The 22,359-nt window shown below is 55.4% G+C and carries 22 protein-coding genes and 1 rRNA gene; all 23 read right to left on the reverse strand.

Going from position 1 to position 22,359, the window contains the following annotated elements; translation table 11 throughout:
* Positions 1–233, reverse strand: a 16S ribosomal RNA gene (locus tag B5M42_RS23910); the annotation flags it as partial.
* Between the two features lie 386 nt (positions 234–619).
* The gene (gene lysS / locus B5M42_RS23915) at positions 620–2,116 is read right to left on the reverse strand and encodes a lysine--tRNA ligase (RefSeq protein WP_134755799.1); all 1,497 of its coding nucleotides are present in this window, start codon (positions 2,114–2,116) and stop codon (positions 620–622) included.
* Between the two features lie 118 nt (positions 2,117–2,234).
* Positions 2,235–2,711 carry a transcription elongation factor GreA gene (gene greA, locus B5M42_RS23920; RefSeq protein ID WP_134755801.1) on the reverse strand — a complete coding sequence of 159 codons (477 nt, stop codon included), beginning with the start codon at positions 2,709–2,711 and terminating at the stop codon, positions 2,235–2,237.
* A gap of 264 nt (positions 2,712–2,975) precedes the next feature.
* Positions 2,976–3,992, reverse strand: coding sequence for a tRNA dihydrouridine synthase DusB (dusB, locus tag B5M42_RS23925; protein WP_134755803.1), 1,017 nt, complete (start codon positions 3,990–3,992; stop codon positions 2,976–2,978).
* 17 nt (positions 3,993–4,009) lie between these two features.
* Positions 4,010–4,219 carry a helix-turn-helix domain-containing protein gene (locus B5M42_RS23930; protein WP_134755805.1) on the reverse strand — a complete coding sequence of 70 codons (210 nt, stop codon included), beginning with the start codon at positions 4,217–4,219 and terminating at the stop codon, positions 4,010–4,012.
* Positions 4,201–4,722: a 2-amino-4-hydroxy-6-hydroxymethyldihydropteridine diphosphokinase gene (folK, locus tag B5M42_RS23935; RefSeq protein ID WP_134755807.1), complete on the reverse strand. Its 522-nt coding sequence runs from the start codon at positions 4,720–4,722 to the stop codon at positions 4,201–4,203. The genes B5M42_RS23930 and folK overlap by 19 nt, the downstream gene beginning before the upstream one ends.
* Complete coding sequence (gene folB / locus B5M42_RS23940; RefSeq protein ID WP_134755809.1) at positions 4,719–5,087, reverse strand: dihydroneopterin aldolase; 369 nt, start codon at positions 5,085–5,087, stop codon at positions 4,719–4,721. The genes folK and folB overlap by 4 nt, the downstream gene beginning before the upstream one ends.
* A gap of 20 nt (positions 5,088–5,107) precedes the next feature.
* Complete coding sequence (gene folP, locus B5M42_RS23945) at positions 5,108–5,923, reverse strand: dihydropteroate synthase (RefSeq protein ID WP_134755811.1); 816 nt, start codon at positions 5,921–5,923, stop codon at positions 5,108–5,110.
* Positions 5,920–6,822, reverse strand: a complete 903-nt coding sequence (gene pabC / locus B5M42_RS23950) for an aminodeoxychorismate lyase (protein ID WP_134755813.1) — start codon at positions 6,820–6,822, stop codon at positions 5,920–5,922. Before pabC ends, folP begins: the two co-directional genes overlap by 4 nt.
* Positions 6,823–6,825: 3 nt before the next feature.
* Positions 6,826–7,407 (reverse strand): aminodeoxychorismate/anthranilate synthase component II, encoded by a 582-nt coding sequence (gene pabA, locus B5M42_RS23955; RefSeq protein ID WP_134755815.1) that lies wholly within the window; start codon positions 7,405–7,407, stop codon positions 6,826–6,828.
* A 33-nt stretch (positions 7,408–7,440) separates the two neighbouring features.
* Entirely contained in the window at positions 7,441–9,090 is a 1,650-nt protein-coding gene (locus B5M42_RS23960; RefSeq protein ID WP_407946145.1) for an anthranilate synthase component I family protein, read from the reverse strand.
* Between the two features lie 172 nt (positions 9,091–9,262).
* Positions 9,263–10,204 (reverse strand): cysteine synthase A, encoded by a 942-nt coding sequence (gene cysK, locus B5M42_RS23965; protein ID WP_134755817.1) that lies wholly within the window; start codon positions 10,202–10,204, stop codon positions 9,263–9,265.
* A 114-nt stretch (positions 10,205–10,318) separates the two neighbouring features.
* Entirely contained in the window at positions 10,319–11,275 is a 957-nt protein-coding gene (locus B5M42_RS23970; protein WP_134755819.1) for a peptidylprolyl isomerase, read from the reverse strand.
* Between the two features lie 23 nt (positions 11,276–11,298).
* Complete coding sequence (hslO, locus tag B5M42_RS23975; RefSeq protein WP_134755821.1) at positions 11,299–12,165, reverse strand: Hsp33 family molecular chaperone HslO; 867 nt, start codon at positions 12,163–12,165, stop codon at positions 11,299–11,301.
* 29 nt (positions 12,166–12,194) lie between these two features.
* The gene (locus B5M42_RS23980; RefSeq protein ID WP_134755823.1) at positions 12,195–12,959 is read right to left on the reverse strand and encodes a type III pantothenate kinase; all 765 of its coding nucleotides are present in this window, start codon (positions 12,957–12,959) and stop codon (positions 12,195–12,197) included.
* On the reverse strand, positions 12,956–13,825 hold the full coding sequence (gene nadC / locus B5M42_RS23985; protein WP_134755825.1) for a carboxylating nicotinate-nucleotide diphosphorylase: 870 nt from the start codon (positions 13,823–13,825) through the stop codon (positions 12,956–12,958). Before nadC ends, B5M42_RS23980 begins: the two co-directional genes overlap by 4 nt.
* Positions 13,818–15,431, reverse strand: a complete 1,614-nt coding sequence (gene nadB, locus B5M42_RS23990) for an L-aspartate oxidase (RefSeq protein WP_134755827.1) — start codon at positions 15,429–15,431, stop codon at positions 13,818–13,820. Before nadB ends, nadC begins: the two co-directional genes overlap by 8 nt.
* Before the next feature lie 37 nt (positions 15,432–15,468).
* Entirely contained in the window at positions 15,469–16,407 is a 939-nt protein-coding gene (gene nadA / locus B5M42_RS23995) for a quinolinate synthase NadA (RefSeq protein WP_134755829.1), read from the reverse strand.
* A 150-nt stretch (positions 16,408–16,557) separates the two neighbouring features.
* Complete coding sequence (gene ftsH, locus B5M42_RS24000; protein ID WP_134755831.1) at positions 16,558–18,504, reverse strand: ATP-dependent zinc metalloprotease FtsH; 1,947 nt, start codon at positions 18,502–18,504, stop codon at positions 16,558–16,560.
* Between the two features lie 96 nt (positions 18,505–18,600).
* On the reverse strand, positions 18,601–19,140 hold the full coding sequence (hpt, locus tag B5M42_RS24005) for a hypoxanthine phosphoribosyltransferase (protein WP_134755833.1): 540 nt from the start codon (positions 19,138–19,140) through the stop codon (positions 18,601–18,603).
* A 60-nt stretch (positions 19,141–19,200) separates the two neighbouring features.
* Entirely contained in the window at positions 19,201–20,616 is a 1,416-nt protein-coding gene (gene tilS / locus B5M42_RS24010; RefSeq protein ID WP_134755835.1) for a tRNA lysidine(34) synthetase TilS, read from the reverse strand.
* Between the two features lie 30 nt (positions 20,617–20,646).
* Positions 20,647–21,558 (reverse strand): protein kinase domain-containing protein, encoded by a 912-nt coding sequence (locus tag B5M42_RS24015; RefSeq protein ID WP_134755837.1) that lies wholly within the window; start codon positions 21,556–21,558, stop codon positions 20,647–20,649.
* The gene (locus B5M42_RS24020) at positions 21,542–22,261 is read right to left on the reverse strand and encodes a vWA domain-containing protein (RefSeq protein ID WP_134755917.1); all 720 of its coding nucleotides are present in this window, start codon (positions 22,259–22,261) and stop codon (positions 21,542–21,544) included. The genes B5M42_RS24015 and B5M42_RS24020 overlap by 17 nt, the downstream gene beginning before the upstream one ends.
* Between the last annotated feature and the right edge of the window lie 98 nt (positions 22,262–22,359).

Here is a 22,359-nt window from a genome sequence, read left to right on the forward strand (position 1 = left end):
CCATCCTCAAGCCACAGATTGCTCCGTGTTTCATGATCTCTCCATGCGGAGAGACCAGCTATCCGGTCTTAGCTATCGTTTCCGATAGTTATCCCGATCTCAAGGGCAGGTTGCCTACGTGTTACTCACCCGTCCGCCGCTAACCCTTTCCCGAAGGAAAGAATCCGCTCGACTTGCATGTATTAGGCACGCCGCCAGCGTTCGTCCTGAGCCAGGATCAAACTCTCCAATAAGGTGTGGACAATTGCTTGTCCGTTATTGTTAAGCTCAATTGCTCAAAATTTACTGCTAGCGAGATTTTGCAATCTCTTGTTGTGGCCGCTTGCGCGACCGTTGTGCTTCTTCACTCGTTGTTCAGTTTTCAAAGAGCAATTTTCGGTTCATCTTCTTCGCCATCTTGCGACAGCAGAATCTAATGTACCACATTCAATTTCGTTTTGCAACCGGAAGTTTTTCGCCTTCATTTTTCACTTGTCGGCTCATTTTTCCGCTCCGTTGCTGTCGCTTTTTAGCGGCGACTTTTATAAGATACCACAGACCGCAATAAAGATGCAAGTTATTTTTACAAAAAAAATCGGAGCCCCGGCAGTCGCTGCTGCCACGGGCCCCGAGGGGTCATTTATTCGCCTTGACGTTCACGCATCAGCGGGAACAACAACACATCACGAATGGACGGCGCGTTCGTGAGCAGCATGACCAGACGGTCGATGCCGATGCCAAGTCCGCCCGTTGGCGGCATACCATATTCAAGCGCGCGAATGAAATCGTCATCCATTTCGTGGGCTTCGTCATTGCCTTGTTCCTTCTCGCGCAGTTGCGCTTCAAAACGCTCGCGCTGATCGATCGGATCGTTCAGCTCGGTAAACGCATTGGCATGCTCGCGCGCCACGATAAACAGCTCAAAACGGTCGGTAAAACGCGGGTCCTCGGGATTTTTCTTCGCAAGCGGCGAAATTTCCAGCGGATGGCCGTAAATGAACGTAGGCTGAATGAGCGTCTCCTCGACAAATGTTTCGAAAAATTGGTTGACAATATGCCCAAAGGTCATATGCGGCTCGACCGGCACACGATGCTCCTTGGCCAGACGATGCGCTTCTTCGTCGGACATCTGCACACTGAAATCGACACCTTTGACTTCCTTGATCGCATCAACCATCGATACGCGCCGCCAGCCAACAGCCAAATTCACCTCGTGGCTCTGGTACTGAATTGTCGTCGTTCCCAACACCTCTTGCGCGATGTGGGCAATCAGTTCCTCTGTCAGCTGCATGATGTCCTTGTAGTCGGCGTATGCCTCATACAGCTCGATCATGGTGAACTCTGGATTATGGCGTGTGGAAATCCCCTCGTTCCGATAGACGCGGCCAATTTCATACACCTTCTCCAATCCGCCCACAATCAGACGCTTCAAGTGCAGCTCAATGGCAATACGCATATACAGCTGCATGTCCAGCGCATTATGATGCGTAATGAACGGACGCGCAGACGCTCCGCCGGCAATCGCATGCAGCGTAGGCGTCTCAACCTCCAGGTATCCCCGCGAATCCAGATAACGGCGCATCGACTGAATAATTCGCGAACGCAAAATAAACGTTTCCTGGACGTCCTGATTCATAATCAGGTCCACGTACCGCTGGCGGTAGCGCAGCTCAACATCCTTCAGGCCGTGGAATTTCTCCGGCAATGGAATCAGCGATTTGCTCAGCACTTCCAGCGATTTGACCTTCACCGAGGTCTCTCCGGTTTTCGTTTTGAATACGACGCCTTTTACACCGACCATGTCGCCCAGGTCCAGCATGTCAAAAGCCTGATATTTCGTTTCGCCGACGGCGTCTTCCCGAACGTAAATCTGGATTTTGCCCGTAATGTCCTGCAAATGGGCGAAGCCGGCTTTGCCCATGCCTCTTTTTTGCATGATTCGTCCGGCGATGCTGACCTCAACGGCTTCCGCGTCAAGCTCTTCCTTGGATTGGGCTTCGTGTGCTTCCAAAATGCCTTTGGCCGTATGCGTTCTGACGTATTTGCTGCCGAACGGATCGATGCCCAGCTTGCGCAGCTCGTCCAGCTTGTTCCGGCGAATCTGCAGCAATTCGTTTAACTCCTGTTCCTGACTCATGGGTTCAACTCCTACTAGAATTTGGTTGCCTGCAAAATGGCAGTATCGTCGCGAAACAGGCCGAAATCGGAAAAAAAGCTTCCGTAAGGAAGCTTTCCATAAAGAAAACGGCTGCTCGTTACTTTTTGATATCGATAATTTGGTATCTGATGACGCCTGCCGGCACGTTCACTTCGACAACGGCATTTTTTTGCTTGCCCAAAATCGCTTTGCCAACCGGACTTTCATTGGAAATCTTGTTCTGAAACGGATCGGATTCGGCCGTGCCGACGATGTTATACTCCACCAGCTCGTCAAATTCCAAATCCTTGAGCGTTACGATCGAGCCGACGCTTACGGTGTTGATGTCTACATCGTCATTATTAATAATCCGCGCATTGCGCAGCATTTTTTCCAACGTTAAAATCCGGCCTTCAATAAAGGCCTGCTCGTTCTTGGCGTCTTCGTATTCCGAGTTCTCGCTAATATCGCCATAGCCAATCGCCACTTTGATTCGTTCCGCGACTTCACGACGCTTTACCGATTTCAGATTCTCAAGCTCTTCTTCCAGCTTCTTCAAGCCGTCCTGTGTAAGAATGACTTCTTTTTCACTCATTCCCAACTGATCTCCCGTCGTGTGAAAGATTTTCATATCTGTTGAATCATAAATTCCGGCTCGTAAGATAGTCGTTAACGAATTGATTCAAGTAGTATGAATTCACTATTAGTTAATATATTAGCTCCGTGCCTTATGATGACACTCTTCCTTCGTAAGCAAGTTACGCCAGTATATACGGGGATTCCCTACCATGTTGCACTTAATATTGACTGATTATATTGCAACCGTTTGTAAATGTCAATCTAAGCCAACCGGCGGGATTCAGTTAAGGACAGCGGACGCTTCGCCGTCGCTACCGGCGGCGTCATACTGCTGACGGTCGACGTATTCGTTCAATATACGCACCATATCATCGCGTGCAGTCAGCTCCATAATCGCATCCTTGACGCGGGCCGCTCCGGTCAAACCTTTCAGATACCAGGCCATGTGCTTGCGCATTTCCTTCACAGCGACATGCTCGCCCTTGAGCGCAATCAGCCGGTCCATATGCAAAATGGCGATCCGAATCTTCTCCTCCGGCATCGGCTCGGGAGGCAGCTCGCCGTTAGTCAAGTATTGCACGGTGCGATACAGCATCCAGGGATTGCCCAGCGCGCCGCGCCCGATCATCACGCCGTCCACGCCGGTATGATCGATCATCCGCTGAGCGTCTTCAGGCGTCACGACGTCGCCGTTGCCGATGACGGGAATGGACACGGCTTGCTTGACTTCACGGATGATGTCCCAGTCAGCCTTGCCGGTGTACATCTGCTCGCGGGTACGGCCGTGCACGCTGACGGCGCTGCCGCCCCCGCGCTCGACGGCTTTGGCGTTCTCAATGGCGTAGATATGCTCGGCATCCCAGCCAATGCGCATTTTGACCGTGACGGGCTTGCTGACGGCCGCCACCACGGTGGCGATCATCTCTTCGATTTTATCGGGCTGCAGCAGCCAGCGGGCGCCGGCGTCGCATTTGGTGATTTTGGGCACGGGGCAGCCCATATTGATATCGATAATATCGGCGTTCGTATATTGATCGACGACTTTCGCCGCTTGGACAAGCGTTTCCGTGTCGCCGCCGAAAATTTGCAGGCTGAGCGGCTTTTCGCGTTCATCTACATACAGCATCTCCATCGTGCGGGCGTTGCCGTGGACAATCGCTTTGTCGCTGACCATCTCGGCGCAGACGAGGCCGCAGCCGAATTCCTTGGCAATCAGACGAAAGGCAGGGTTGCAGACGCCAGCCATCGGAGCCAGCACCACTTTGTTCGGAGCTTCGACATTTCCTATTTTGAGCATGGCGCTTTCCCTCCCTGTTATCGCGCTGCTGCCAGCAGCTCTTCCGGCTCGATATTGAGCACTTGCGAGATTTTTTGAATGATTTTGCTATCGGGCTTGCGCGTGCCGCGCTCAATGGCTCCGAGAATGGCGATCGATACGCCGAGCAGCTCGGCTAATTCATTTTGCGTGTAGCCTTTTAATTTGCGAAATGCGCGTATGCGCTGCGCTACTGAACTTTTTTCCATAGGGTAACGCCTTCCTTTCCTTCCAGTCTCTCCAACTGTTCTGTAATCGATGCAAGCAAGCCGGCCTGCCGCTGCTGCAGCACATCAGCCAACGGAATTAACACAAAAGCCCGCTCCTGCATCCGCGGGTGCGGAATGATCAAGTCGGGGGCGGTCAGCTGTATATCGCCATACAATAGCAAATCCAGGTCCACGGTTCGCGGCCCCCAGTGCACGTCGCGCGTTCTGCCGAGACTGCTCTCGATGCCCTGCATCGCCAGCAGCAGCTGCTCCGGCGGGAGGGAGGTGCTCAGCTCAATGACCATATTGAGAAATGCCGCCTGATCGACGTATCCGACAGGTTCGGTTTCATACATTGCGGACAAAGCGGCCACTTCGATGCCGTCCCGCCGACTCAGTGCGTCAATCGCCTGCCGCAAATACGCTTCCCGGTCTCCAATATTGGAGCCGAGCGCGACATAGGCCGTTACTTGCTCAGGTGATCTGTTGATGTCAGCTGTCATAACGCCGCCCGCTTTCGGTTGATTTCTACCGTTACGCCGTCAAAATGAACCGGAAATGGCGGATGCGGCTTGATGACGCGAACCGTAACTTCAATGATACTAGTATAAGTATGTAGAAGGTCAGATGCAATATTTTCCGCCAGTGCTTCAATGAGACGGAAGGTGCGCTCTTCGACCAGATGCTTCACGCGAAAAAAGACGTCAGCGTAATTGACGGTAGCTTCGAGATCGTCGGTTTGGCCGGCCCGCTCCAACGGTACGTACAGCTCGACATCCACATAAAAACGTTGGCCCAGCTTGTTCTCTTCGGCAAATACGCCGTGCCGGCCAAAAAATTGCATGCGGGACAGGATGATTTTATCCATCGGCTTTGTTGCTCCCTCCATTATGTGCGCATGATGGCGTCTGTCATCACCGCTACCCGTTTCATAGCCTGCACATCGTGTATGCGCACGATGGAGCAGCCCTGCGCGATGCCGAGCGCCACTGTAGCGGCGGTGCCTTCGACGACGTCGTCGGCCGGCAGCTGCAGCGTGCTGCGGATCATGCTTTTGCGCGACGTGCCGAGCAAAACGGGATACCCCAGCTCGACGATGGCGCTCAGCCGCTTCATGAGCCACAGATTATGCTCATAGGTTTTGGCGAAGCCGATGCCCGGATCGAGCACGATCCGCTCGGGACGGACGCCGGCGGCAAGCGCGAGCTGAATGCTGGCTTGCAGATCGTTTAGCACATCGGGCAGAAAGTCGCTATAGTTCATCTCGGTACGATTGTGCATCAAAATGAACGGGCAGTCGTATGCTGCGGCCACCGCAGCCATCTGCGGGTCGGCCTTGCCGCCCCAGACGTCGTTGATGATGTGCGCGCCCGCTTCCAACGCCTGACGCGCCACCTCAGCCTTATAGGTGTCGATGGATATCGGCAGCGGAATTTCGGCGCTCAGCGCGCGTACGACGGGAATCACGCGCTGCAACTCCTCAGCCAGCGGCACCGGGGCCGAGCCCGGACGCGTCGATTCGCCGCCGATATCGATGATGTCGGCGCCTTCGGCCGCCATTTGGCGGGCGCGGCGCAGCGCTGTGTCGACGGTGACGAAATCGCCGCCGTCCGAGAACGAGTCGGGCGTCACGTTCAAAATGCCCATAATCAGCGTCCGTTCGTTCAGCGGCAGCTCATAGCCTCGGCATTGTAAAGCGTTCATGGCGCTTCTCCTTCCGCACGCGGCGCTGAGGTTCCGGTTGCTTGCAGATAGGCATCCATCAGCTTGCGCGTCCACACGCCCGGCTGGCCGGAACCGATGCGCAAAGCTTCGCCGCTGGGCATGTACGCCTTGGTGACCGGCACGATTTCCTGTATCGAATTGGTGAGAAACGCTTCGTCAGCGCCGGTCAGGTCCTCCCAGACGTACAGCCCCTCATGGACCGTCAGCGCCAGCTGCTCGGCCAAACGCATCGTCTCGGCGCGCGTAATGCCCGGCAGGATGCCAGTTTCGAGCGATGGCGTGTACAAGACGCCGTCTTTGACGAAAAACAGATTGCTGACGACGCCCTCGGCCAAATAGCCGTCCTCCGTCAGCAGCAGCCCTTCGGCGCCTTGCGCCCACGCGTAGCCTTGCAGCTCGCGCTTGGCCAATATATTGTTCATATAATGGAACGATTTGAGTCTGTACAGCCCCTCCGGCGTATTGCGCGGCAGCTTGAGCAGCTGCAGCGACCGGCCGCCGGTGTAAATGCTCACGTCACGGGGCGGCAGCGCCTTGACGTAGAGCACTTCCGTCGGCTGCGTATACACGCCGACGGGCAGGCCCAGCGTGTCTGCGCCTGCGGACACGCTGTAGCGGAAGTAGCCGTCCTCCAGCGCGTTGACGCGCAATAATTCGGCTACTTCCGCAGTTACGCGTTCGAGGTCCGGCTCGAACGCGATGGCCAGCTCGCGGCAGCCGGCCGCGAGCCTGTTCAGGTGCTCGGCCAACAGGAACGGTTCGCCCCCGTAGGTGCGGAACGTTTCGAACAGGCCGAGGCCATAGAGAAAGCCGTGATCATAGACGGAGATCACGGCTTGCTCTTCTTCACATAAATGACCGTTCATACGAATGATCATGGCTCAGGCACCATGAACGACGGTACGGTTAATGAAATTGCGCAGCATTTGATGGCCATGATCGGTAATGATGGATTCCGGGTGGAATTGCACGCCTTCAATGGCGTATTCTTTGTGGCGCAGCGCCATAATCTCGCCTTCTGCGGTACGTGCGCTGACTTCGAGACAATCCGGCAGCGTTTCGGCGCGTACGATCAGCGAATGGTAACGCGTTGCCGTGAACGGCGACGGCAGGCCTTCAAACAACGTGCGGCCGTCGTGATAAATCGGCGAGGTTTTGCCGTGCATCAGCCGCTCGGCGCGAATTACATCGCCGCCAAATGCCTGTCCAATAGCCTGATGGCCCAAGCATACACCGAAAATCGGAATTTTGCCTTTAAAATGCTCAATCAGCGCCAAGCTGATACCCGCTTCGTTCGGGGTACAAGGTCCCGGCGAAATCAGGATATGGTCCGGGGCGAGCGCCTCGATGCCGGCCAAATCAATCTCGTCATTGCGGCGAACCTCCACCTGCTGGCCGATTTCCCCCAAATACTGCACCAAATTGTAAGTAAACGAATCGTAATTGTCGATAACTAAAATCATGCTAAGCTCCTCCTTCATCTTGCCCGTCAGGGCCTATGCTCTGCTCATGCTTCGTTCGCTTAACTCTATGGCTTTCCACATCGCCTTGGCTTTATTCAGCGATTCGACATATTCGCGCTCCGGAACGGAATCGATCACGATGCCAGCCCCTGCCTGGATATGCCCCATCCCCTCAACCGCAACCAGCGTACGTATAATAATATTAAATTCCATATCGCCGTTATAGTCAATCCATCCCATTGAGCCGGTGTACGGCCCCCGCCGGACAGGCTCAAGCTCTTCAATGATTTCCATAGTCCGAATCTTGGGCGCGCCGGTAATCGTTCCTCCGGGAAACGTAGCTGCAATCACGTCGTAGGCATCTTTGCCGTCCGCCAGTTCGCCGACCACCTCGGACACGATATGCATGACATGGGAATAATACTCGATGACCATAAAATCCTGCACTTTCACGCTGCCATAACGCGAAATGCGCCCCAGGTCGTTCCGTTCCAGATCGACCAGCATCACATGCTCGGCCCGCTCCTTCTCGTTATGAATCAGCTCCCCCGCCAGACGAGCGTCTTCTTGCGCATCGCGACCGCGCGGTCGCGTGCCGGCAATCGGCCGAGTCCGCAGCACGCCGTTCTCCAGCTGCACCAGCAGCTCCGGAGAACCGGATACCAGCGAAAAATCCGCGAAGCGCAGCAGCCCCATATACGGCGACGGATTCACGCGCCGCAGCGATTCGTAAATATCCTCCGGAGCGGCATGCAGCTTGCGGCTCTGCCGAACCGATAAATTGACCTGGAACACATCCCCTTGGCCGATGTACGTTTGAATGCGCTCCACCGCGCGAATGAAATCCTCTTTGCGAAAAGCCGGCTCAATGCCTTCCAGCGCTTCAACATCAATATGCAGCTTGTCCGGCGCAAGCGGAGCCCCTTGCGCAGATGCATCGGCCGGGCTCTGACACTGCGGTGAACGAATGTCGTGCCATACACGCAGCATATCCTCGGCCCGGGCATGTGCCTGCTCGTAGAGCTTTTTCAACATTTCGTCGTCAAATGATTCCCCGGCTGCGCAGGTCGCTCCGCTTGCATCCGCGCCACGCGCCCGACCTGCAACTGTCCGCAGCGGCGTATGGACCGCCACATACATATATTGCTCCTGATGATCAATGATCCATACGCGATCATACATGGCAAAACTGTAGTCGGGAATCGGCAGGTCTGCCGCCGCCTGCTGGGGCAAGCGCTCAATGGTGCGGACAACGTCATAACCCCAGAACCCGACGCAGCCGCCCGTAAACTTGGGACCGCCCGGCACGCGGGGCGCCGTATACGCAGCCATCCATTCCTTCACTAGCTCCAGCGGCTTGCCCTCAACGCAGCGCACGGCTCCGTTCGTGTGCTCATCCTGAGAAAGACTCGTCCTCTCCGCCGATGCCTGCCACCTATCCGAACGTTCGGAAATTTGCGCCTGCAGCCCTGTCCCTTGGATCACGCTGATCGGCTGCAAGCCGAAATACGTATAACGGCCGCCCTTGCCGCTTTCCAGCACAAAGGCATTCTCAGCCGCGTGCTCCCAAGCTTTACGCCAGGTTGCGACTCGATCGTCAGCCAGCCCCAGCCTGATGATGTACGGAAGCATGGAATATCCGGAGGACCAGCTTCGCCACTGCTCCCATGTTGTGAGAATCACCGTTGTCCCTCCTCGCCGCCGCTGCTGCGTGTGTGAGCCGTCCGACGACGGTTCCGACTGCAGCAGTCCTGTGCCCAATGCCTGCATTGGATTGTCCATTAGTATACTCCAAAGACAGGCAAATAAAAAGCCCCCGGCAGGCCGGGAGCCGATTGCGCCGCCAAGCAGCGACTTATTGGTCTTCGAATTGATACAGCGGCGTGCTCAGGTAACGTTCGCCGTTGCTTGGAATAACAGCGACTACGCGCTTGCCTGCGCCCAGTTCTTTGGCAACCTGCAGAGCGGCGAAAATCGCAGCACCGGAGGAAATACCGCCGAGAATGCCTTCTTCCTTCGCCACACGTCGGGAAGTTTCGAACGCGTCATCGTTCTCTACCGTAATGACCCCGTCATATACGTTGGTATCGAGGATATCCGGTACGAAGCCGGCGCCGATGCCCTGGATTTTGTGCGGGCCTGGCTTTCCGCCGGACAAGATCGGGGAAGCGGCAGGCTCAACCGCGTAAATTTTGATGCCTGGGAAGCTTTCTTTCAATACGCCACCGGCGCCTGTAATCGTTCCGCCCGTACCGATACCGGCAATGAAGGCGTCCAGCTTGCCGTCGTGGCCGTTGATCGCTTCAACGATTTCAGGACCCGTCGTTTCACGGTGAACCTTCACGTTTGCCTGATTTTTAAATTGCTGTGGCATAAAATAAGAAGGATTCTCCGCTTGAATTTCTTCCGCGCGGCGAATTGCGCCCTTCATACCTTCAGCGCCCGGCGTCAGCACCAGCTGAGCACCATAAGCGCGCAGCAGATTGCGGCGCTCCAAGCTCATCGTTTCCGGCATAACCAGAATCGCTTTATAGCCCTTTGCTGCAGCAACCATCGCCAGGCCGATACCTGTGTTGCCGCTGGTAGGTTCAATGATCGTGTCGCCAGGCTTCAGAATGCCTTCCTGCTCAGCCACTTCCACCATGCTGATCGCGATGCGGTCCTTCACGCTTGCTCCCGGGTTCTGGAATTCCAGCTTGACGTACACTTCAGCGCTGCCTTCCGGCACAACGCGATTCAAACGAACAAGCGGCGTATCTCCGATTAATTGAGTAACGCTTTGCACTAATTTAGCCATTGCGATTCCCTCCTGATTATGCCAATATAATTTCCGAGCAATTTAGTCGGCTTTATTAGCTCTATCTTATCAATGCCGGTACTGGTTGTCAATGCTAAAATAAGCCGACCGCCTCTACTTGAATCTTGCGTCCTCGATCTTCGCGTTCCACTTCTCGCGCAGTCCGGCGACGTAATCCTTTAGCGGAGGTGCCTGCTGCAAAGCAAGCTCCTTGCGGACATTGTCGCGTATGTACGGCTGCTCCGGATTCGCTTTGTCCCGCCGCCCCTTCAGCTTGACGATCGCATAGCCCTGCAGCACCTGAACCGGCTGGCTGACCTCGCCGGGCTTGAGCTGTTTGGCCGCCGTCAGTATCGGCTCCTCGACGAATGGATCGTCTTCTTCAATCCAGCCCAAGTCGCCGCCGCTGTTCGCCGTCGCATCATCCAGCGAGCGGTCGCGGGCGACGATGGCAAAGCTTTCGCCCTTGGCCAACGCGGCCAGTGCTTTTTCCGCCTGCTCTTTTGTAGGGAGAATGACTTGTGCAAGATTGTATTCCTTGATCGTACGAAATTCATCTTGATGGCTCTGTATGTAATTGTCGACCTCGGCATCCGTAATTTTCACGCCGCGCGTCGCCAGCTTTTCCAGCAGCAGCTTGTAGTACACATCCTCTTTCAGCTGGTCTCTGGTCATATTCAGCTGATCCTTCATGGAGCTGTAGAACTGCTCCTCGCTCTCGTAGCCAAGCTGCATGCGCTTGAGCTCGCGCTGGATGTCGGCATCGGGCACGGTCGTTGCCGTTTCCGCCGCTTCCAAGCGCAGGGCCGCACGGTCCAAGAGCTGGTTCAGCAGCTCCGTTCCGTACTGGCGCTCCAGCGCCTCCTCCAGCTCCGTGAGCAGGATCGGCTTACCGCCAATGGTCGCGGCCACCGGCGGATGCTCCGGCTGCGCGGACGGTTGCGAGGACGGCGTCGGCGAAGCCGAAGCTCCGGGCCCGGTTGTGGGCCGCATGACCAGCCAAGAGGCAAGCGCCGCGATGCAGATGGCCATAACGACAATAACGCCCCATAATCGCTTTACGTTCCCCATCCCCGACTCCTTTTTCACCGCAATCAAGATTCAATCATTTGCTGCAGATCGTCGCCGTCAAACCGATACGTTTCATTGCAGAAATGGCAGACCACTTCGGCGTGGCCGTCCTCGGCCAGCATGTCGCGCAGCTCGGTTTTATCCAGGCTGAACAGCGTTTGCTCGACGCGCTCGCGGCTGCATTTGCAGCGAAATTCGACGGGCGTGCGTTCCATAATCTGCACGGCCGGCAGAACATGCCGTATGATCTCCTCCAGCGTCTGCCCGCTTCCCAGCAGCGAAGTAATCGACGCCAGATATGAGACCATGCTTTCAATCTGGGTAATTTCAGCATCGCTCAGGCCCGGCAGCACCTGAATGACGATCCCCCCTGCAGCTTTGATCGTATAATCCAGATCGACCAGCACGCCAAGCGCCACAACAGACGGCGTCTGCTCCGATTTGGCAAAATAGTAGGTGAAATCCTCGGCTAATTCTCCAGAAATGATCGGCACACTGCCGCGATACGGGTCCTTCAGCCCCAAGTCCTTGATAATGTTTAAAAAGCCTTCCGTACCGACAGCTCCGGCCACGTCCAGCTTGCCGCGAGCGTTCAGGGGCAAATCGACGCCCGGATTGTCGACATAGCCGCGCACCTGGCCTTTGGCGTTGGCGTCAACGACGATTTGGCCAATCGGGCCGCCGCCCTTGATTTGTACGGTCAGCTTCTCTTCGCCCTTGAGCATCGCGCCCATCATAAGCGCGGCGGCAGCAGACCGCCCGAGCGCTGCAATCGCCGTCGGGGTCGTACCATGACGCCGGTGCAACTCCCCTGTCAGCCCCGTCGAGCTGACGCCCAGCACGCGTACGCGACCTTCCATCGCGGTTCCGCGAATCAAATAATCGTTCATATGGCGATCCTCTTCTCTATCCTTGGCGTTCAGACATTCTTTTCATAAATGATTTGCAAGCCTTGCAGCGTCAGTAGCGGATTGACCACTTGAATCGTGCGCGACTCACTGGCGATCAGCTCCGACAGTCCGCCCGTCGCAATCACTGTCGGGGTAACGTTGAATTCCTGTTTAACACGCTCCACGATCCCGTCGACCTGTGCCACATAGCCGAAAATGATCCCCGCCTGCATCGCCGCTACGGTGTTGCGACCGACGACGCTTTTGGGCTTGACCAGTTCGATCCGCGGCAGCTTGGCGGCTTTCTGATACAAAGCCTCCGTAGAAATGCCGATACCCGGCGCAATCGCGCAGCCTACCAGTTGCTGGGAGGCATCAATATAGTCGTAGGTCGTGGCCGTGCCGAAATCCACAATAATACAAGGGGCGCCGTACAGCTCCAATGCCGCAACAGCATTGACGATCCGGTCTGCGCCAACCTCCTTCGGGTTGTCGACGCGCACGTTCAATCCGGTTTTGATGCCGGGCCCGACGATAAACGGCGTTCTCTTTAAATATTGTAAACATAAGTTTTCCATGACAAACATCAGCGGCGGCACAACGGAAGAAATGATCACGCCCTCGACCTGCGAAAAGGCGATACCCGAATGCTGAAAAAGGTTGTGGAACAGCATGCCGTATTCGTCAACCGTCGCCGAGCGGTTCGTGCTGATCCGCCAATGATGCAGCAGCGTGCGTTGTTCGTACAAGCCAAGCACGATATTGGTATTGCCTACATCGACAACCAGTATCACTCGACGGCCCCCTTCCGCTCGTTGAGGTCCAGACTGATATCCAGCGCGTTTACCGAATAGGTCAAGCGGCCGACGGAAATGACGTCGACTCCCGTCGCAGCCATTTCGCGGATCGTGTCCAGACGCACGGAACCCGAGCCCTCTATGACAATATGCGGCGCACGGTTTTTGATGATGGCTACCGCTTCCTTCATGTCCACAGGCGTCATATTGTCGAGCATAATAATGTCGGCCCCGGCCTCCAGCGCCTCGTCCAGTTGTTCAAAGCCCTCAACCTCGACCTCGATCTTCATCGTATGCGGGATATGGGCCCGCGCAGCTTGCACCGCGGCACGAATACCGCCGGCGCCTTTGATGTGATTATCCTTGATCATGACAGCATCGTATAATCCGAAGCGATGATTGTGACCGCCGCCGACGCGCACTGCATATTTCTCCAGCAAGCGGTGGCCTGGCGTTGTCTTGCGCGTATCTACCAGCCGCGTCGGCAGCCCATCCAATGCGTCGACGTATTGCCGGGTGCGCGTGGCAATGCCGGACATTCGCTGCATCAGGTTCAAGGCAAGTCGCTCCCCCAGCAGGATGCTGCGGATGCTGCCCTCTACTTCAGCCAATACGGTCCCTTTCTTAACAGACGCTCCTTCTGCTACCTTCGGTTCAAAATGCAAACCGGAATCCACCTCGGCGAATACGGCGCGCGCTACCGGCAAGCCCGCAACAAGCCCGTCCTCCTTGACGTGGATAATCCCTTTGGAGCGGCGCTCCAAAGGGATCGTGGTCATTGTTGTCACATCGCCGGTTCCTATATCCTCTTGAAGCCACTGCCGGATACTCTGGCGCAGCAACTCCTCATTCCATTCAAACATGATGTATCCTCTCCTCCACCTTGTCTTCCCCGCGGCGGAAAACAATATGCTTGACCCAATCCTCGTCGTGACGCTCCGGGAAATCCTCGCGGTAATGGCCGCCGCGGCTCTCCTCGCGCCGCAGCGCCGCCGTTGTCGTCAACAGCGCGCAGGTCAGCAGGTTGGCAAATTCGTATTCTTCCCGTTTGGTCATGTTTGCATCAAAAAACGGCAGCTGGCGGGCCAATTCCTCGTAGCCCTTCTCCAATCCCTTCGCCGAGCGCTTCAAGCCCACATAACGCAGCATCGTGCGCTGCAGCTTCAGCTTTTTCTCAACGACGGCTTGCATCGCCGTTTCGGTCCGCGGCTTGTCCGCCCGCATCTGCGGGGCGCCGGTCAGCGGCGGCAGCTCACGGATGCGCTCAATGATGCGCCGGCCGAAGACAATCGCTTCCGACAGCGAATTGCTGGCCAGTCGGTTGGCGCCGTGAACGCCGGTCGACGAAACCTCGCCGCATGCGAACAAGCGGTGTACGACCGTTTCCCCGTGCAGGTCGGTTTTGACCCCGCCCATCATATAATGGGCCGCGGGAGCGACAGGCACCCAGTCGGTTGTCAGATCGAGACCATAGGTCAGGCAATATTCATAGATCGTCGGAAAGCGATGCTTGATCAGCTCTTCCGTTTCGTGCGTGATATCGATATAGACAAACGTCGATTTGGTATTTTCCATCTCGCTGACGATTGCCCGCGCCACGACATCGCGCGGTGCCAGCTCCAGCTGCGGGTGGTATTTTTCCATAAAACGTTCGCCGTTGATGTTGCGCAAATACGCGCCTTCGCCGCGCACCGCTTCAGAAATCAGAAAGCGCGGAGCCCCCGGGTAGCAAAGCGCTGTGGGATGAAACTGAATAAATTCCACATCTTGAATATCTGCCCCGGCCCGATAAGCGATCGCAATGCCGTCTCCAGTGGCGATATCGGGATTGGTCGTATAGCGGAACAGCTGTCCGGCTCCCCCCGAGCACAGAATCGTGGCGTCTCCCTGCACAAACACCCGCTGTCCGTCCGGCTTCTGCACGAGCGCGCCGAAGCATTCTCCGTCCTGCGTCACAAGATCGATGACGAAATGATCATCCCATATCTCGATGTTCGGGTCCTGCTTGGTCCGTTCCGATAACGCCCGGACGATTTCCGCTCCGGTTGCGTCGCCTTGCGCATGGAGAATCCGGCGCTGGCTGTGCGCGCCTTCCTTGGTTAAGGCAAATTGGCCGTTTTCTTGATCGAATTGCGTCCCCATCCGGATCAGATCGTTGACGCCGTCCGGCCCTTCATGGACGAGCACGTCAACGGCTTCCGGCGAACAGAGCCCCGCTCCCGCGATCAGCGTGTCCTGCATGTGGTATTCGGGCGAATCCTCGTCGGAAATAACGGCGGCGATGCCGCCCTGCGCGTAACGGGTATTGCTGTCGAGCAGCGATTTTTTCGTGATCATTAGCACTTTTTTGGTTTCGCTAGCCCGGATCGAGGTGAACAGCCCGGCGATTCCGGCTCCGATCACGATCACATCTGTGCGAATGTGGGGAATGGAATCCAGGTCAATGTCGACGAGGTATCTAGGAATCATGATGTTTCACCTGATCTTTACAAAGGAGTAGCGCATGCTACTTCACCTGCAGCATGCGCTCTAAGGATAAGCGGGCTTTGTCGGCGACATCCTGCGGCACGAAAATTTCCGGCTGCATCGTCTCCAGACAGCGAGCAATTTTTTTCAAGTTGTTCACTTTCATATTCGGGCATACCAGGTATTTGGTCGCAAAATGGAATTGCTTGTGCGGACTGTCCAGCCTCAGCTGATAGCCTGTGCCATCCTCGGTACCGACGATAAACTCTTGGCAGTCGGACTCTTTGCAATATTTGATGATGGCCGTCGTGCTGCCGACGAAGTCGCCCAGCTTCACCACCTCAGGCCGGCATTCCGGGTGAACGACGAACTGCGCGTTCGGATACATGGCACGCATTTCCTCTACGTCCTTCACGGTCAGCATATCGTGCGTATTGCAATAGCCTTCCCAGATAATCACTTTCTTGCTTGTGAATTTTGATACATAGTCGCCCAAATTTTTATCCGGTACCCAGATAACCTCGTCGGAATCGACGGCATTAATCACCTTCACCGCATTAGCCGACGTACAGCAAATATCGGTTTCCGACTTCACATCGGCGGACGTGTTAATATAGGCGACAACCTTCGCATTCGGATGCTGACGCTTCAGCGCGCGCAGACCTTCGACGTTGACCATGTCGGCCATCGGACAGCCGGCCCGCTCATCCGGTATGATAACCCGCTTATTCGGCGCCAGAATCTTGGCGCTTTCGCCCATAAAATGCACGCCGCAAAACACGATGACATCGGCGTCCGTCTCGGCTGCTTTCTGGGCAAGCAAAAAGGAATCCCCGCGAAAATCGGCCACTTCCTGAACTTCATCGCGTTGATAATAATGAGCTAATATAATCGCGTTGCGTTCCTTCTTCAACTGCAGGATTCGCTCTTTCAACTCGCGGTTCTGCTCCGCTTTTCTCTCCAGCGCGAGAGCTTCCATCGATGTTACCTCCTGTGGGGGGCTTCAAATCAGCCCGGTCGTCTATCTGTACACCTAATTTACACATTCCGAATGTCCGTGTCAATGCGCAAATGGGCTGAAAAAAGCGCAAAATCCGGCCCCACCGAAAGCGGGAACCGGATTCTAGCATCACTCTTCTTTTTTATCTGGGTCCGGGGCCGGTTCCTTCTCCAGCGTCAGCTTGTTGCTGTCGCTCGATTGATCCTGGCTTTGGATCGTAACTTTCACATCTTCTTCCTGAGCTGTGGCCAGCTTGCCCTTCTCCAGAAGCTCGATGATTTCGTCTTTATCCAGCGTTTCTTTCTCCAGCAGCGTTTTCGCGACAAGATGAACCTGATCGGCATGCTTGCTCAAAATGTCCTTCGCCCGCTCGTAGCAGGTGCGAATGAAGTTTTGCATCTCCTGATCGATTTCGTAAGCGATCGCGTCGCTGTAATTTTGCTCATGTCCGATATCGCGGCCCAGGAAAACCTGGCCTTGATTGCTGCCGAACTGCATCGGGCCGAGCTTGTCACTCATGCCGTATTCCATAATCATCCGGCGGACGATGCCGGTCGCTTTTTGGAAGTCGCTGTAAGCGCCTGTACCGATTTCGCCGATGTACAGCTCCTCGGATACGCGGCCGCCAAGCAAACCGGTGACTTTGTCGAGCAGCTCGTTTTTCGTCTGCATCATCCGGTCTTCGCCTTCCTTCGGCAGCATCATCACATAACCGCCGGCGCGACCGCGCGGTACGATCGTGACTTTATGCACCATATCGGCATTCTCGGCATAGTAGCCGATGATCGCATGACCCGCTTCATGATAAGCGACGATACGCTTCTCACGCTCGCTGATGACGCGGCTTTTCTTCTGCGTACCTACAATCACCCGGTCGAACGCTTCTTCAATCTCGCTCATCGAGATGTCCTTGCGGTTGCGACGGGCAGCAATCAGCGCCGCTTCGTTCAGCAGATTCTCCAGATCGGCTCCGGTGAATCCGGTCGTGTACCGGGACAAGGCATCCAGCTTAACGTCTTTGTTCAGCGGCTTGTTGCGGGCGTGAACCTTGAGCACCGCTTCACGGCCTTTGACATCGGGACGATCAACTGTAATTTGACGGTCAAAGCGGCCTGGACGCAATAGAGCAGGGTCCAGAATATCCGGACGGTTCGTTGCTGCTACAATGATAATGCCCTCGTTGGCACCAAAGCCGTCCATTTCCACCAACAGTTGATTGAGCGTCTGCTCGCGCTCGTCATGTCCGCCGCCCAAACCGGCGCCACGCTGACGGCCCACAGCGTCAATTTCGTCAATAAAGATGATACAAGGCGAATTCTTTTTCGCATTTTCAAACAAATCGCGAACGCGGGATGCACCGACGCCCACGAACATTTCCACAAAGTCGGAACCGGAGATGCTGAAGAACGGCACGCCTGCTTCGCCGGCAACGGCTCTCGCCAGCAGGGTTTTACCTGTTCCCGGAGGCCCGTTGAGCAGAACGCCCTTAGGAATTCTCGCTCCCACAGCCGCAAACTTGCGCGGATCTTTGAGGAATTCCACGACCTCGACGAGCTCTTGCTTCTCTTCGTCGGCGCCCGCAACGTCTTCAAACGTCACGCGCTTCTTCTCTTCATTATATAAGCGGGCCCGGCTTTTGCCGAAGTTCATAACCTTGCCGCCGCCACCCTGCGCCTGATTCAACAGGAAGAAGAACAGAATGAAGATAATGACAAACGGAATGATCGACGTCAGGAAGCTGATCCAGACGCTGTCGCCTTCCATCTTCTCGTAAGTTTCCTTGGGCACCGAGTTCGCTTCAATCAGCGAAACGACCTTCTCGTCAAACGGAGCGCGGCTTACGAAATTTTGTTTGTCGGGACTTTGAGGATTTTTATATTTCCCTGTCACCAGGTACGTATAGCCGTCAAATTTGAGCGTGACGGACTCCACATTTTTGTCCAAAACAGCCTGACGGAACTTGTCGTAGCTAATAACTTCCTTCTGGTCGTTTTGGGTACTAATAAAGTGAACGATACCGACAGTTACCAAAAAAATGAGCAAATAAAAACCGGTATTCCGGATAATCCGATTCATCCCCGACCTCCTCTCAAACAGTGCAGTTTTATTATGATCAGCGCATCCTTCTCAGACATCACAGCAGGGCAGCGGACAAGCCGCGCCGATGTGTGTCTAGCGGGTGTAGACCTCCGGCTTCAAAATACCGATGTAAGGGAGATTTCGGTACTTCTCCGCGTAGTCCAGCCCGTAACCGACGACAAATTCGTCCGGGAGGATAAAGCCCGAGTAATCCGGTTCGAGTTCGACCGTTCGGCGGGCCGGCTTGTTAAACAAGGCAGCTACGGAAATTGATAATGCATTCCGTCTTTCCAGCACATCTATCAAGTAACTCAGCGTAAGACCGCTGTCGATGATGTCTTCCACAATAATGATATGACGGCCTTCAACGGGTACGTCCAGATCCTTGATGATCTTGACGATGCCGGACGATTTGGTCGACGCGCCATAGCTCGAAACGGCCATAAAATCGATCTCCAGCGGAACCTCGACCCGCTTGATGAGGTCGGCCATAAACATAAATGCGCCTTTCAGCACGCAAATAACCAGAGGCGTTCGACCTTCGTAATCGGCGGAAATCAGCTCGCCCATTTCCTTGATCTTATCCTGTATTTGCTCCTCGCTGTAAAGCACTTCCTGAATGTCGCTGTGCAAGGTGAACCTCCTAGGATATATTATGAATCCTTATAAATTTACATTCTATCCGGGTCAAAATTACAACTCCGGGCGTCGCGTTACCGTAAATCGCAGAACCTGCACGGTCTGCTCCGTAACGGCCGCATGCCGCGAGCGCCGGAACCCGGCAATCCACAACACCTGCCCCGCTCCATCCACCAGCAGCGGTGTCCGGTCGCGAGTGCTTGGCGGAAGCTTCGCATTAATGAACATATCTTTTACCTTTTTACTTCCGTTTAAACCATACGGCGCGATGCGATCTCCATCCCGTCTGCTCCTGAGCACAAGCGGCCCTTCGAGCAGTTGGACGTCAAATAACGCTTCGTCGGCAGACGGCTTGCCGGAGAAAACTTCCGGTCCGGTCAGCTCCCAAGCGATCGTCCATCCTGCTTCAGGAATGAACAACTGCCCGTCGCCAATCGGCAGCTCGTACGCAAAGGATTGCGGCTTCGTATAGGCTGTCCGCACGAACACATCCCCGTACTCCCGGACAACCGTTAGCCCCTCCTGCATCGTAATCCGGGCGTTCGCCGGGCGCGCCTGCAGCATCGCCAGCCGCATCCGCTCCATGCTGGCAAAGTCAATACTTTCCATAGGCCATGACAGATAAGTTAATATTAGTTTAATCAATCGCCTTTGTAAAGCAAGGTGGAGCGCGGCAAAATCGCTGCGTTGCATCCGGCACCCATCCGGCAGCTCCTGAACAATCGTCTTGAACGCCTGCTCGGCAGACCTGTCCATGTAATCATTCTCTGCTCGCATCATTTCGCTCAACCGCGAGAGCGCTTCAGGGAATTGATCGTTGTACGCCCGCAGCGCAGGCATGACGTCATGCCTGATCCGATTGCGGAAATATTTGCGTTCGGCATTGCTGCTGTCCAGACAATAGCGCAAATCGCGCTCGGCAAGGTATTCCAAAAGTTCTGATTTGTATATACGTAGCAAGGGACGAATCAGTTCCACTTTTTTTTCCCGCCGCCGCTCCGGCATGCCCGCCAATCCCGACGGCCCTGTGCCACGCAAAATCCGCATTACAATCGTCTCAGCCTGATCATCAGCATGATGCGCAAACGCAATGCGCGCCGCGCCAAACTCCTCAGCGACCTCATGCAAAAAAGCGTACCGCTTGATCCGGGCCGCCGTCTGGGCGTTCAACGCCGTTTCTTCAATAAAAGCAGGCACATCGATCGCCGCGATCCGGCAAGGAAGCCCCAGCTTGTCCGCCAGCTCGGCAACAAAACCCGCCTCGCGGTCCGATTCCTCGCCACGGAACCGATGATTGACGTGGGCTGCAATCAGCCGCCAGCCGTAACGCTCGGAAAGCAAAAAAAGGATATGCAGCAGCGCCACGGAATCAGGTCCCCCCGAAACAGCGACGACAACGGCATCTCCCCGGTTAATAAACTGCTGTTCTACCAAATGCCGTTCCACGACGGCAAGTAACGGTGCGGTCATGGCCCGTCCTTTCTTGCGCGCGTCGCCGCTCTACCAGAAGATGTAAAGCGTCGCGCCAAAAATCAGTAATGAAGCGGCAAAGCATATTTTTAGCCACGGCATCGGCGGGGACGGCAAGCGGCGCTTGACGTCCTTGCGGTGTACGAGCGATTTCCACAGCTGATAGGCTTCCTGCGAGGTAGCGATCTGTCCCTGCAGCGCCTTGCGCAAAAACGGCGCCAGTTGGGCCGCAGCCGGATTCTCGCGCATCATCGCGTAAAGCTGCTCCATATCGCGCGTTTGCGGCAGTGTCTGCAAAAAGCCGGCAAAGCGGTTTTTGCCATCCAGCGCCTTGAGCATCACAATCGCAAACGAGAACAAATCGTAGCTCTCCTCGGCCACCCGCTCGCCCGCCATCCAAAAACCGCGATCATATACCTCGGTCAGCTGCTTGATCGCCCGCCCCTTGGGCGTGACGCCGCCAAAGTCGACCAGCTCAACGTCGCCGTAACCCGACACCAGCATGTTCTCAATCTTCAAGTCGCCGAACACAAACCCGCTTTGGTGCAGCTCCGTCAGCCGCTTCAGCAGCTTGCCGCCAATCACGAAAATCCAGTCCCGGCCGTTCTTCTGTAAAAACTGGGACAAATTCATGCCTTCTATGTAGCGCATCACACTGAAAGGAATTTCTTTATCATCCACAACCAGATCGTCGACATCGACCAAAAAATGCTTGAACGATGTCTCTGTCTGCGAAAGCTTGCGCAGCGTATTGATTTCAGATTGATGATCGACCGTCTCAAATCCAGCCTTGAGCGCATATTTAAACCTGCCCTTGCGCACGAGCACCACGAGACCGTTGGCGCCGGCGCCGAGCATTCTCTCCACCGTATACACATGGCCGTTCCATTTGCCCCGAACCTGCGATCCCGGCCGAAAGGCGGTTTCATACCACGTAGTCACTCAGCATCCCATCCCCGGTCGTCTGTGCAAACGGCTTATCCGTAACAAACTGCAGCGTTCGCAGCAGCGCCGGACCCGTCGGCGTCGTACCCTTCATGTTTATTTTATAGAACATCTTGTCGAGATTTGCAAGCTCATTCGTCCAATCGTGATCCATCTCGGCGTCGTCTCCGCCTGCGCGCGTTGCTGGAAAATGCCAAACGGACAGCTCGCTTTTGCCCGCTCGCGCCCGCAAGCTGAGCAGCAAATCGTGAATTGCTTCGCGCACAGCCGGCAGCTTGGGCTTCATGCTCGCACTCGCATCGATCAGCAGCGCCACCCGCAGCGACGACGTTTCGCTCATATCGTCAATCACTTGAACGACCTCGGCCCGCTGACCGGGCGGCAGCTGCTCCAATTGGGCATGCCCCAGAATCTGGCGCAGCTCCTTGCCCACCGCCTCCTGAATCGAATGCGTCACCGTACGGCGTGTCATCATTTGCACAGTCTGCGACAGCTGCCGTGAAGGGACGATCCGGTGCATGCCGCCTCCGGCTGCTGCAATCTCGCGAATCTCCTCCGTGCCCAATACCCCCAGCTCACCTTGATCAATCACACCGATGACGTTGACGGTCACATTTTCGCTTTTCGCCTGCGCGGCTGCAATCACCGGGCTTACCCCCACATTCGAGCACCCGTCGGTAATTAATAAAATTTGCTGCATCATTCGTATAACCCCCTTGGCCATATAAGAAATGAATAAGACATCAGCTTCTATCGACTTCATTTCTATCATTGCCATTTGGAAGACTATTTAATCGG

It is taken from the genome of Paenibacillus athensensis (assembly GCF_004514475.2).
Classification (GTDB): Bacteria; Bacillota; Bacilli; order Paenibacillales; family NBRC-103111; genus Paenibacillus_AL; species Paenibacillus_AL athensensis.